This window comes from Hwangdonia sp., from assembly GCF_048381975.1.
Classification (GTDB): Bacteria; Bacteroidota; Bacteroidia; order Flavobacteriales; family Flavobacteriaceae; genus Hwangdonia; species Hwangdonia seohaensis.
This window is the reverse complement of the sequence record NZ_JBLWYT010000003.1, coordinates 422,162-435,369: the sequence shown is the minus strand read 5'-3', so window position 1 is coordinate 435,369 and position 13,208 is coordinate 422,162. Positions and strand designations below refer to the sequence as shown.

Sequence of the window (13,208 nt, the reverse complement as noted above, 5' to 3'; positions counted from 1 at the left end):
ATAAAATTCCATACTTTTGGCATCGAATAAAAATTAACCATAAAAAATGAACTGCATAACCCAATCCAAATAACTGTTTGGGTTTTTAAAAAAGGCAGGACCTCTAACAATTAAAAATAAAAAAAAATAAGTAGATGAAAACAATTAAACTTTTAAGTATCGCTTTAGTGGCAACCACATTATTTTCTTGTAATAAAAATGGCGTAACCAATAAGCCGTTAAAAACCCAAGTGGATTCTGTAAGTTATGCCATTGGAATGGATGTAGCAAGAAATGTTAATACGAGCGCCTCTGAAATTGATAGAGATATTTTTATTCAAGGTTTTATAAACACTTTAGATTCTACATCAACAATGATTGAAGAAGATAAAGCCAGGGAAATAATAAATACCTACTTTAAAGCGAAGCAAGAAGCAGACAGAAAAAAACAACAAGCAGAACAACAAAAAAAGCTTGAAGAACAGTTTAACGACGTTAAGGTTGCAGGTGAAAACTTTTTAGAAGAAAATAAAGCCAAAGAAGGTGTAAAAACAACGGCATCGGGCTTACAATATATAGTTTTAAAAGAAGGCAATGGCGAAAAACCAGAAGCAGCTTCTAAAGTAAAAGTGCATTACCACGGTACTTCCATAGATGGCGAAGTGTTTGATAGCTCTGTTGACAGAGGTACACCAGCGGAATTTTTTGTAAACCAAGTAATTAAAGGATGGACCGAAGGTTTGCAGTTAATGCCAGTAGGGTCAAAATACAAATTCTTTATTCCACAAGAATTGGCATATGGTGCTTTTCCGCGTCAAGGTGGTAAAATTAAACCATTTGATGCTTTAATTTTTGAGGTTGAATTATTAGAGATAGTTAAGTAATATCCCTAAACATAATAACATAAAAAAGCAGGAAGTTTTTACTTCCTGCTTTTTTATGTTATTATATAAAGCTTTTATTTTTATTGCGACGTTTCCAATTCTAGATCGGTGATGTTGTATTTTTTTAAATACGAATCAATATCTGTTTTTGTAGCTTCTTTTTTAAAATTTCCAGGTGTTTTTTTAAAGTGTTTTTTAAAGCACTTCGAAAAATATTTTGGGTCGTTAAACCCGGTTTTAAATGAGGTTTCCGATATATTAAAGCCATATTTTGTCATTAATATTGCAGCTTTTTTTAATCTTAGTAAACGCACAAAATCAACTACACTGTGTCCTGTTAAAGCTAGACATTTTCTGTATAAACTTGAGTAACTCATATTTAATGAGGCTGCAAGCTCTTCCATTTTTAAATTGGCATTTTCTATTTTTAAATTGATGTTAGCGACCAGGTTTTCAAGAAAAATTTCATCTTGAGATTTATTCAATAATACTTCCGGGCGGCTTATGGTTTCTTTTCTGTATTTTGATATGATATGTTCTTTAGAAATAATAATGTTTTTTATTTTTAATAACAATTCATTTGTGTTAAACGGTTTGTTGATGTATTCGATGGCTCCAGATTTAAGTCCGGAAATTTTTGATTTTGTTGAGTTTTTTGCGGTTAAAAGTACCAATGGGATATGTTTGGTTAAATTATCCTCCTGGAGTTTCTTACACATTTCTATGCCGTTAAGTTTGGGCATCATTATATCGCTTAGAATTAAATCGGGAAAATTACTTTTTGCGTAGTAATATCCTTCTTCGCCATTCTCTGCCGCTATAATATTGTAAAGAGGCATTAAAAGTTCTTTTAGAAAGGTTTGCAGCTCGTAATTATCTTCAACTATAAGTATGGTTTTTTTATTAAGATTATTTTCTTCTTCATCAATTATATCATCATTCTTTTCAGCTTCAATGTTTAAGATGGGCTCCTCTATTTCACTGGTTGTAATTCTTTCCGATTCTGTATAAGCATCTTCACAAATTGGTAAAGTTACAGTAAAAGTTGTTCCTTCATTTAAAATTGATTCAACCTCAATTTTTCCTTTATGTAAATCTATTAATTCTTTGGTTAAAGCTAATCCAATACCGGAGCCTTTGTTCTTTTTTTTGTGATTTGATTGGTAAAATAACTCGAAAATGGTGTTCAATTCATCTTTTGAAATACCTTGTCCGGAATCGGTTACCGAAATTTTTATCATTTTTTTTGAATTGGTAGGCACTACATTTAACTGAATAAACCCTTCTTTTGGTGTAAATTTAAAAGCGTTTGATAGCAGGTTGTATATTATGTGTTCTACTTTTTCTTTGTCGTACCAAACTTTAAGTGAATTTTGGGGGTAATTAACCGTAAAATCTATATGTTTATTTCGCGCCAACTCCTTAAATGACAGAGATATATTTTCAATATTGCGGCTTAAACTATTTTTAGTTACTAAAAGTTTTAAGTTGTTGAGTTCTTTATCTCTAACCAAGGTAAGTTCCCGGGCTATTTTAGAAAGCCGATTGGCATTATTCGATATTATTTTTAAACGCTGTTTTAAAAGTAGGTTTCCATTTTGTTCGGCACGTGTTAACATGTCGTCTATAGGTCCCAAAATTAAGGTAATTGGCGTTTGAATTTCATGCGACATTTTAGCGAAGAAATTCATTTTTAAATCATAAAGTTCATGTTCTTTTTTGTAGGTAACTTTTTCTAAGAGTAATTTCTTTTTTAATAGATACCAACGCCGTATGCCGTAAGCTATTAACAATATTAAAGCCAAGTATAACAGATAAGCCACAGGCGTGTTCCAAAAGGGTTGTGCAATTGAAATCTGAATTTGTTTGGCAGGAATATCCCAGTTGTTTTTTTTGGTGCCGGCTTTTACCTCAAAGGTATAATTGCCCGCGGGTATATTAGTGTAAGTTGCTATGCGCTCGGTATGATTGGTAATCCAATCGTCATCAAACCCTTTTAATCGATAGGCATAAAAATATTTTGGATTTAAAATATTGTCAATTGCTGAAAACCGAAAAGAAAATGAGGACTGATTGTTTTTTAAATCTAATGATTCTACATTAAAAGTGCCCGAAGGAAGTTGCAAAGAGGCCAATGATTCTATGGGTTGATTAAGAATTTCAATGTCGTTGATATATAGCTTTGGATTTGATTGTTTTTTGCTAATCTTCTCAGGATTGAAAAAATTAACACCCTTTATCCCTCCAAAATATAAAAGGCCTTGTTTGTCTATATAAGCACTACGGGTTAAAAACATGTTGTCTTGTAATCCGTCAGAGCTATAGTAAACTGTACTTGTAGATGTTGTTAAATTATAACGTATTAAACCATTATTGCTACTAAGCCATAGGTTATCGCCACTAACCAAAACAGATGCCAAATATCCATAATCTATAGATTCTAAATTATCCAAACCGCTGTAGGTTTTGTCTTTAGTATTGTATTTTAAAAGTTTATTAGTATTGCTAATTAGCCATAATTCGTTGGGCTTTCCAATAGAGATGTATTTTATACCCATCTCATCTTTTTCGTCGTCTGTATAGTAAGGCTGTTTGCTAAAATTAGAATTCTGAAGATTATTTGAGTTTTCATTAAACTTAAAAAGACTGCTCCTGTTCATGCCTAACCAAATTACACCTTCATTATCTTCAACTATACTTTGTAATATAGAACCTTCGATATTATGTGTGTTATTGTTAAAGGATGCTAATAATCGACGATTGCTATCATAAACATTTAATGAAATATTTGAGCCTACCCATATTCGGTTTTTAGAGTCTTTAAATACGGTTCTTACATCTGTTCCCTCCTGATTTTTTGAGTTTACAATCTTTATTTTTTTAAATGTGTTGTTTCTGGTATTGTGAAAATATAAACCGTTTTTATAAGTGCCAAACCAAATGTTTCCATTGGAATCTTCTGTAATGGATTGTACATAAAACCTTTTGTTTAAGCCCAAATCTGAAAAAAATTGGTTTTCATTTACAATCTCATCTTTCGTGTTTTTGGTTACTTTGGTTAAGCCAGCTCCATCTGTGCCCAACCATAGTACGTTTTTACTGCTCTTGTAAATACTAAGTATTCGTTGCGGAATATAATGGGCCGTTCCCGGGTGGTAGTTGATATCGCTATTATTATAAGGAAGGATGTTTAGGGTTCCTGATTTTGTGGTAATCCAAATATTATTATGGTTGTCTTCACTAACATTTAAAATTGTATTGCTGTCTAATGAAAACTTGTTGGCATTTTGTTTGGTAAACAAATCTATTTTTCCGGTAATAGAGTTTACCTTATATAGTCCACCACCATCGGTGCTTCCCCAAATATTCCCTTTGCTATCGTAAAATAGAGACAGGAACATTTCTTTGTTTATGTTATGCCTATCTTCACTAAAAAAGGAATCTTGTATAAATTCTTTTTTGTTCGTATCGTATACAAATAATCCTAAGGTTTCGGTACCAATCCAAAGTTTATTATTTCTATCGGAGGTTAGAATTACATGACCTGGGTAATCGGTATAAGGCCCTATCAGCTCAGTAAGTTGTTTGGTTTCAATAGAGAAACGAAATACCTGTCCTACTTTTGTGCTTAAATAAAAATCGTTCGTATTAATCAAGCACATGTTTTCAACTTGGTAGTGGTTGTTTGTGGCAGAAGTGCTATTAAACACAAAGCCTATTTCTTCAACCATAGATTGCTTGTAACGATATAATTTATTGTTAAGTGTTAAAAGCCAAACCGCATCGCCTCCCGAGTAAATTTTGTGTATAGGGTCTTTTATTAATTCTGAGATCTGTTCGTAAGTTCCTTGGGTGCTATTATATTTACTTACCAATCCTGATACTGATACAAACCAAATATTTTTTTCGTTATCCGATAGGATATTTTTAACTCTATCTGTTTGTTGCCATCCCTTAAAAATAGCCTTATCATTTACGGCTCTATAATTATAACCATCATACTTTAAAATTCCAGTTGTAGAAAGCACCCACATGTTTCCTAAAGCATCTTGGTTGGTTTTAGAAACAAAAACACGCTTATTGTTTAAAAGTGGTGTAACATGATCAAAATTAGAAAAATTCTGTCCATGTAAAAAGGCACAACACCATGTAACAAATATTAGAAAAAAACCATGTTTTAATGTAAGCATTTACCAGCGTTTATGTGTTAAAGTACTAATCTTAATATTAAGTTATTTAAGATAAAAAGGCTTATTTGCCTTCCAAAGAAACTAAATTAACTCGGTATGTAAATATATTAATAATTGTTTTATAAGGATATACGAAATTCATTTCAACAAATCGGAAAGAGGTAAAATTCGTCAAAAAGGAGGAAATTTTATTCTAAAGCCTATAGGTGTTAAAATTTTACCCATAAATGCATAAAATTTAACCATTATAATAGTATGAAAACATCATATTTGAAATGTTAAAATTAACATAAATTAACTTTTTATTAAACATAGATGAATTCAAGACGAAAATTTGTTAAACAAACAACTTTAGCTGGAGTGGGTATTACAATGCTTCCAAATTTGTCTTTCGGATTGCAAAAAGGGGCATCAAACCAAAAGCTTAAACTCGCTTTTATTGGCGTAGGATTAAGGGGCACAAACCACCTTAATAATGCTTTGCAAAGAAAAGATATTGAAGTTACGGCAATATGCGATATAGATCCAAACCGAATTAATATCGCGTTAAAGCACATAAGTGATGCAGGGTTTTCCAAACCTCAGGTTTTTGGTAGCTCGGACTACGATTACAGAAATTTGTTGGAATTAAAAGAAGTTGATGCTGTTGTAATTTCTACACCGTGGTTATGGCATACTAAAATGGCAGTTGATGCTATGAAAGCCGGTAAATATACAGGTTTAGAAGTGTCGGCGGCCAATACTTTAGAAGAGTGTTGGGATTTGGTAAATACACACGAAGAAACCGGATCGCATTTAATGATTCTTGAAAACGTAAACTACCGAAGGGATGTTTTGGCCGTATTAAATATGGTAAAACAAAATGTGTTTGGCGAGCTGTTGCATTTTAGATGTGGATACCAACACGATTTAAGAGGCGTAAAGCTTAATGATGGAAAAACCGCCTATGGTAAAGGCGTTGAATTTGGAGAAAAAGGAATTTCAGAATCGGTTTGGAGAACACAGCATTCGTTATTGCGAAATGCCGATGTGTATCCAACACATGGTTTGGGACCTATAGCGGTTATGGCCGATGTAAATAGAGGAAACCGGTTTTTATCTTTAACGTCTCATGCTACAAAAGCGATTGGCTTAAATAAATATATTGTAGAAAATGGAGGAAAAGACCACCCCAATGCCAAATTAAAATGGAAGCAGGGCGATGTAATTACATCAACCATTGAAACCTCTAATGGAGAAACTATTATCGTTACCCACGATGTTAATTCGCCACAACCTTACTCGTTAGGTTTTAAGGTTAAGGGCTCGCAAGGAGTAACAGATTTTGATTACCATACACAGCGAATTCATGTAGAAGGCACAACCAAAGGACATGGTTGGGAAGATATGGATGCTTGGTTTGAAAAATACGACCATCCATTGTGGAAAAAATACGGAGATAGTGCTACCGAAGCCGGTCATGGCGGTATAGACTTTTTTGTTTTAAATGCTTTTGTAGAATCGGCCAAAGCAAACATAGCACCGCCAATGGATGCTTATGATGCAGCAGCTTGGAGCGCCGTTACCCCGTTATCGGAGTTGTCTATTGAAAACAATGGTGCACCTCAAGATTTCCCGGATTTTACCAGAGGCATGTGGGTCAAGCGAAAGCCTTATAATTGGATGAAAGACACCTATTAAAATTAGAGATGAATAAGTTTTTTTGAATTAGTTTTTTTTGAGAAAGAAGGGGTGGATTTCATTCATCCTTTCTATATCAAGAAATATTTTTAAAACATAACGAAACAAATATTTTAAACCAACAAACCACTTAAATTTTTAAACTATGACAGAGAGTACAATTAATAATTATTTGTTAATTAAAATTTAAACCGAAACCAAACAACTAACTAAATTAAATTTATGAAAAAATTATTTACTTGTTTATTGATTTTTGGGCTCAGTATTAATATAATACAGGCGCAAGAAAAAACAATTACAGGAACTGTAGTTGATGATGCAGGTGTCCCTCTTCCAGGGGCGACCATACAGATTAAAGGAGAATCTAAAGGAACGACCACCGATTTTGATGGAAATTATTCCATTCAAGCCAATGTTGGTAATATTTTAGTGTTTTCTTATGTCGGTTACGCAAATCAAGAAATTGAAATTAAAGACCAAACCGTAATAAATGCTACGCTAAATCCGGATAATAAACTAGATGAAATCGTGGTAATGAGTTTTGGTACGCAAAAAAAGAGAAATGTTATTTCCTCTGTGGCTACTGTAAAGCCTACAGAATTAAAAATAGCATCGAGTAACTTAACAACGGCTTTAGCGGGTAAAGTACCCGGTTTAATTTCGTACCAACGAGGTGGAGAACCCGGTAGAGACAACGCCGAATTCTTTGTAAGAGGTGTTACTACTTTTGGTTATGCGTCAAGCCCATTGATTTTAATTGATGGTGTTGAGTTAAGTGTAAGCGATCTTAGAAGATTACATCCCGATGATATCGCCGAATTTTCAATTATGAAAGATGCATCCGCAACAGCGCTTTATGGAGCTCGTGGTGCTAATGGTGTTATTTTTGTAACCACCAAAGAAGGGGTTGAAGGCCCAGTGAAAGTTACAGTTAGAATGGAAACCTCTACTTCGCAGCCAACTCGAGATATCGAATTGGCAGACCCGATTACCTATATGAGAATGGGTAACGAAGCGGTTAGAACCAGAGACCCATTAGGCTTGTTGCCATATTCGTTGGAAAAAATCGAAAACACGGTGGCTGGAACAAATCCATTATTATACCCAACTACAGATTGGTATGCAGAGCTTTTTAAAGATCGCGCAGCCAGTCAACGTTTAAATTTTAGTTTAAATGGTGGTGGTAAAACAGCACGCTACTATGTGTCTGTTGCAGGGAGTCAAGATAATGGTATATTAGAAGTGCCAAAAGTAAGTAACTTCAACTCTAACATTAAATTTAAGCAGTACAATTTACGCTCAAGTACAAACATAAACTTGACCGAAACATCTAAATTAAAGTTAAGTTTTAATGTTAATTTCGAGGATTACACAGGGCCCTTAAATGGCGGTTCGGATGTATATAATCAGGTTATGCGAACAAACCCAGTGTTGTTTAGACCTTATTACGAAAAAGATGCGGCCAACGAGTTTACCAACCACATCTTATTTGGAAACTTTGGAAACGGGAATTATTTAAACCCTTATGCGCAAATGGTGAGAGGGTATCAAGAAGGCGACAATACCAAGGTTATCGCACAATTAGAATTTAATCAAGATTTTGATTTTATAACAGAAGGCTTAGATTTTAAATTGGTATTTAACGGTACGCAAAATTCGAGTTATCAAGCCTTAAGGTCTTACCGACCATATTACTACCAACCCCGATTAAATCCAATTACAGGCGAGGTGGTTTTAACCGCTTTAAATGAAGAAGAAGGCACCGAAACCTTAAGCTTTACACAAAGAAACAGGTTTATTTCATCGTCAACATATATTGAGTCTAACGTGTCTTACCAAAAAGATATAGACGAAAGAAATGAGGTAAGTGGTCTATTGGTGTTTACCATGAATAATAGATTATCAACACTTGCTGATGGCGATTTAGGAGCTTCTGAAGCACAACAACTACAAAAATCTTTAGCTTACCGAAACATGGGGCTTTCAGGGCGTTTTACTTATGCAAGAGACCAAAAGTATTTTGCCGAATTTAGTTTTGGGTACAATGGTTCTGAGCGATTTGCCAAAAACGAACGTTGGGGATTCTTCCCATCGTTAGCCTTAGGTTGGATGGCATCCGATGAGAAATTCTTCGACCCTATAAAAGATGTGGTAACCAAGTTAAAAATTAAAGGTTCTTACGGTCTAGTGGGTAACGATCAAATTGGTGGGCCTAACGATAGGTTCTTTTATCTTTCACAAGTTAACTTGAGTTCAGGACAGCATGGTTATACCTTTGGCGAAAATTTTGGAAATGGGCTGAGTGGAGTAAGCATTGAACGTTATGCCAACGACCTCATTACTTGGGAAACCGGTAAAAAAATGAATATAGGTCTTGAATTAGAGCTATTTGATAAAATAGATTTAGAAGTTGACTATTTTAGAGAAGATAGGGAAAATATATTGGCCAACAGGGTATTGCCATCAAGTTTAGGGTTGCAAGCTGGAGTAAGGGCTAATATTGGTGAGGCAAGAAGTCAAGGAATTGACGGAACCTTAGTGTATTCTGATGATTTTGCAAACGGCGATGGCTGGATGCAGTTTAGAGGTAATTTTACTTATGCTAAGAACAAAATCACCAAAATGGAAGAACCAGATTATTCTGCTACACCGTGGTTATCTAGAATAGGACAACCTATAAACCAAGTTTGGGGCTATGTTGCAGAACGCTTATTTGTAGATCAAGCCGAAGTAAACAATTCTCCCGAACAAACGTTTGGCGAATATTCTGGAGGCGATATTAAATATAGAGACATAAACGGCGATGGTAAAATCTCAGCCCTAGACCGAGTGCCTATTGGTAATCCAACAGTTCCTGAAATGACTTACGGTTTAGGTTTATCTGCAGGTTACAAAAATTTTGATGTATCTTGTTTCTTCCAAGGCTCGGGTAATTCATCTTTTTGGATTAATCCTTACAGCACCGCACCATTTGTTGGAGAACAACAATTGTTAAAGGCTTGGGCCGATGATTATTGGTCTGAAACCAACAGAAACATTTATGCGAAATGGCCAAGGCTTTCTGATAATTATGTGCAGAATAACAACCAAACCAATACGTGGTTTATGCAAGACGGTGCCTTTTTAAGGTTAAAACAAGCCGAAATTGGGTATAGTTTGTCTGATAAGTTGATAACGAAACTTAAAATGGAAAAAGTGAGATTTTATGTAAGCGGTACTAATTTGCTTGTATTGAGCAAGTTTAAATTATGGGATCCTGAATTAGCAGGTAATGGATTGAATTACCCTAATCAGCGAGTGTTTAATTTAGGTGTAAATCTTTCATTTTAAAAAAACAAAATATGAAAAAATATATATTTATAACAATAGTTCTTATTGCAAGTATGTTTCAATCTTGCGAAAGAGATTATTTAAATGTAGTGCCCGATAATGTGGCAACTATAGACAATGCCTTTTCAAATAGGTTTAATGCCCAAAAGTTTTTGTTTACACTTTATTCGGCATTACCAGCACCTGGCGACCGTAACAATCCGGCTCTAAATGGTGCGGATGAAATCTGGTATCCAGAAACCGAGAGAAACAGAACGGGCGTAAGAATTGCACAAGGTTTTCAAAGTGCAACAAGCCCAAGTTACAACCTTTGGGGTGATAATGGATTATATGAAGGTATAAGAAATTGTAATATTTTCTTAAGTAGAATTGATGGCGTTCAAGGTCTCCAAGAATATGAGAAAACAATATGGAAAGCAGAGGCTAAAGTACTAAAGGCGTATTATCACTTTTATTTGGCAAGAATGTACGGCCCCATAGTAATTAGTGATGAGTTGGTTGCCGTATCAGAATCTTTAGATAATGTAAATACCAGTAGAAATACCATAGATGAGGTGTTTACTTATGTGGTTGATTTGATAGATGAAGCTTTAGTAGACCTACCTCTTACCTTACAAAACGATAGTGAGGAGTTAGGCAGAATAACACAGCCTATAGCAGCGGCTATTAAAGCGCGGGCTTTAATTACTTACGCTAGTCCGTTATTTAATGGAAACTCAGTATATAGTGGCTTTTTGAATCATGATGGCGAACCATTTTTTCCTCAAGCCTATGCTCCGGAAAAATGGGATAATGCAGCAACTGCTGCTAAGGAAGCCATAGATTTATGCCACGATGCAGGGTTCCGGTTATTTCAAAAAGAAGATTATATTAACAGATCAGGTAATCCTATCACATCAGATATTACACTGCTAAAAGCTGGATTAAGAAGTAGAATGACTGAAAAATGGAACTTTGAGATTGTTTGGGGTCATACAGGGTCTACCTCGGGGATAGAGTATGAATCAATGCCTCGTTTGTATAATTATTTAACAAACCCAGTTGCTTCTAGACATGCGCCTACATTGCGCGTTGCAGAGATGTATTATTCAGAAAATGGAGTACCCATAGAAGAGGATGTTAATTATGATTACGCCAACAGGTATAAGTTAAGAAGTTCTTTAGAAGCCGATAAATACCATGTGGAAGAAGGACAAAGAACAGCCATATTAAATTTTGATAGAGAAACCCGTTTTTATGCCGATTTAGCCTTCGATAGAGGGGTTTGGTATGGTAACGGCGCCAACGATGAAGCCAATCCATGGTTTATTCATTCCAGAGGTGGTGAGTTTGCTTCGGTATTTGAAATATCTCAGTATTCGGTTACGGGTTATTGGCCAAAAAAATTAGTAGCTATTCCTACACAAGTTAATAACGGCACCTCTTTAAGTACAACCCGCTATGCGTTTCCAATTATTCGTTTAGCAGATTTATACCTATATTATGCTGAAGCTTTAAATGAATCGAAATCGGCTCCCGATGCTCAGGTTTATGAGTATATCGATTTGGTGCGCGAAAGAGCTGGTTTAGGTACTGTGGTAGACAGTTGGTCTGCATTTTCAAACAACCCTACTAAGCCAACCACACAAAATGGTATGAGAGAGATCATTCAACAAGAAAGAATGATTGAAATGGCTTTTGAAGGCACAAGGTTCTGGGATTTAAGACGGTGGAAATTGGCAAAAGAGCATATGAGTAAGCCCATTAAAGGTTGGAATGTTTTAGAAGAAGAAGCTGATGATTATTACACGGTTCGTACCCTATATAACCCATCGTATTCTGAGAAAGATTATTTATGGCCCATACCGGAAAACGAAACAATTAAGGATCCTGATTTAATCCAAAACCCAGGATGGTAAACCATAGACTAATTAAAAAAATAAAAATATGAAGAAATTATTCAAATTAGTAATAGTACCAATGGTATTGGTGTTATTTGCATGCGACGAAGAGCAACACGGTCCTCTTGTTTCAGATGGAACCAATCCACGAGCAGTAGAGAATGTGTTAGTTACACCTATTTATGGTGGGCTTAGCATTAGTTATGATTTACCTAACGATAGCGATTTACTATATGTAAAGGCGGTGTATACAAATTCTAAAGGCGAAAAGGCCGAAGTAAAGACTTCTGCTTACGACAATAAAATTGAAATCCTAGGATTTGGAGACACTACAGAAAGGACCGTTGAGTTATACTCTGTAGACCGGTCAGAGAACACCTCAGAACCTGTAAAGGTTAATGGAGCTCCATTAACCCCTCCAGTATTTCTTGTTCAAGCAACCATGGATATTACCGCAGATTTTGGCGGTGCTAGATTTTCTTGGATAAACGAATCGAAAACACCTATAACCATAGAGTTGTTAACAACAAACGATACTACGGGTGAGTTGGAAACCGTAGAAACAATATATACCGAACAAGCGGAATCAAGATCATCTATTAGAGGTTACGAATCTGTACCAAGATTGTTCGCTGCCTTAATTAGAGATAGATACGATAATTTTTCCGATACGATTTACGCAAATACCCCAGATAAGTTGCTAACGCCATTATTTGAAGAACGGTTGGACAAAACCAAATTTAATAAAGTAGTCTTAAATAATGATGATAACTGGGATGCTTGGGAAGGCGATTATTGGAATTGTTTTGATGATGATGCCGCTAGTATTGTACATACTCAAGGAGATCATCCTCGACCAAGTATTATGACGGTTGATTTAGGAGCCGTGGTTACCTTAAGCCGATTTAACGTATTACAAAGAAGCCCAGAAATTGCAAGACACTTTGCATTTACGCACGGAAATCCTAAAACCTATTCGGTATATGGTTCGAAAGAATTACCTGGTCAAGATGGTAATTTGGATGATTGGATATTACTAAAAGAATGTGAATCCATTAAACCTTCTGGTTCTCCACTTGGAACCAATACAGACGAAGATATGGACCATTTCGACCGAGGAGACGAATACACGTTTGATGATCCGATTGAAATTCGTTATTTCCGTTTTGCCGTACATTCCACATGGGATGGTGCTGGATATATAAATTTTTCAGAAATGACTTTCTGGGGTAACGTTGTAGAATAATTAATATTAAGAAACAAAT

General features: G+C 35.2%; 6 protein-coding genes. 5 read left to right on the top strand and 1 reads right to left on the bottom strand.

Annotation, left to right across the window (positions count from 1 at the left end; translation table 11 throughout):
• The first annotated feature begins 134 nt into the window (after positions 1-134).
• On the top strand, positions 135-863 hold the full coding sequence (locus tag ACN5J7_RS08090) for an FKBP-type peptidyl-prolyl cis-trans isomerase (protein ID WP_418603488.1): 729 nt from the start codon (positions 135-137) through the stop codon (positions 861-863).
• A gap of 80 nt (positions 864-943) precedes the next feature.
• On the opposite strand, the gene ACN5J7_RS08085 is transcribed toward ACN5J7_RS08090, so the two are convergent.
• Positions 944-5,053, bottom strand: a complete 4,110-nt coding sequence (locus ACN5J7_RS08085) for an ATP-binding protein (RefSeq protein WP_418603487.1) — start codon at positions 5,051-5,053, stop codon at positions 944-946.
• A gap of 315 nt (positions 5,054-5,368) precedes the next feature.
• Here ACN5J7_RS08085 and ACN5J7_RS08080 point away from each other — a divergent pair, with 315 nt between their 5' ends.
• From ACN5J7_RS08080 to ACN5J7_RS08065, 4 genes are all read left to right on the top strand, one after another.
• The gene (locus ACN5J7_RS08080; RefSeq protein ID WP_311939818.1) at positions 5,369-6,733 is read left to right on the top strand and encodes a Gfo/Idh/MocA family protein; all 1,365 of its coding nucleotides are present in this window, start codon (positions 5,369-5,371) and stop codon (positions 6,731-6,733) included.
• A gap of 222 nt (positions 6,734-6,955) precedes the next feature.
• Positions 6,956-10,063 (top strand): TonB-dependent receptor, encoded by a 3,108-nt coding sequence (locus tag ACN5J7_RS08075; protein WP_311939820.1) that lies wholly within the window; start codon positions 6,956-6,958, stop codon positions 10,061-10,063.
• A gap of 11 nt (positions 10,064-10,074) precedes the next feature.
• Complete coding sequence (locus tag ACN5J7_RS08070; protein WP_311939823.1) at positions 10,075-11,961, top strand: RagB/SusD family nutrient uptake outer membrane protein; 1,887 nt, start codon at positions 10,075-10,077, stop codon at positions 11,959-11,961.
• A 28-nt stretch (positions 11,962-11,989) separates the two neighbouring features.
• Entirely contained in the window at positions 11,990-13,189 is a 1,200-nt protein-coding gene (locus ACN5J7_RS08065; protein ID WP_311939825.1) for a DUF5000 domain-containing lipoprotein, read from the top strand.
• Positions 13,190-13,208: the final 19 nt, after the last annotated feature.

Excerpts from the sequence above, each read along its gene's own strand:
- ACN5J7_RS08080 (WP_311939818.1), top strand. The coding sequence starts at position 5,369 with ATGAATTCAAGACGAAAATTTGTTAAACAAACAACTTTAGCTGGAGTG.
- ACN5J7_RS08065 (WP_311939825.1), top strand. The coding sequence starts at position 11,990 with ATGAAGAAATTATTCAAATTAGTAATAGTACCAATGGTATTGGTGTTA.
- ACN5J7_RS08090 (WP_418603488.1), top strand. The coding sequence starts at position 135 with ATGAAAACAATTAAACTTTTAAGTATCGCTTTAGTGGCAACCACATTA.
- ACN5J7_RS08070 (WP_311939823.1), top strand. The coding sequence starts at position 10,075 with ATGAAAAAATATATATTTATAACAATAGTTCTTATTGCAAGTATGTTT.
- ACN5J7_RS08075 (WP_311939820.1), top strand. The coding sequence starts at position 6,956 with ATGAAAAAATTATTTACTTGTTTATTGATTTTTGGGCTCAGTATTAAT.
- ACN5J7_RS08085 (WP_418603487.1), bottom strand. The coding sequence starts at position 5,053 with ATGCTTACATTAAAACATGGTTTTTTTCTAATATTTGTTACATGGTGT.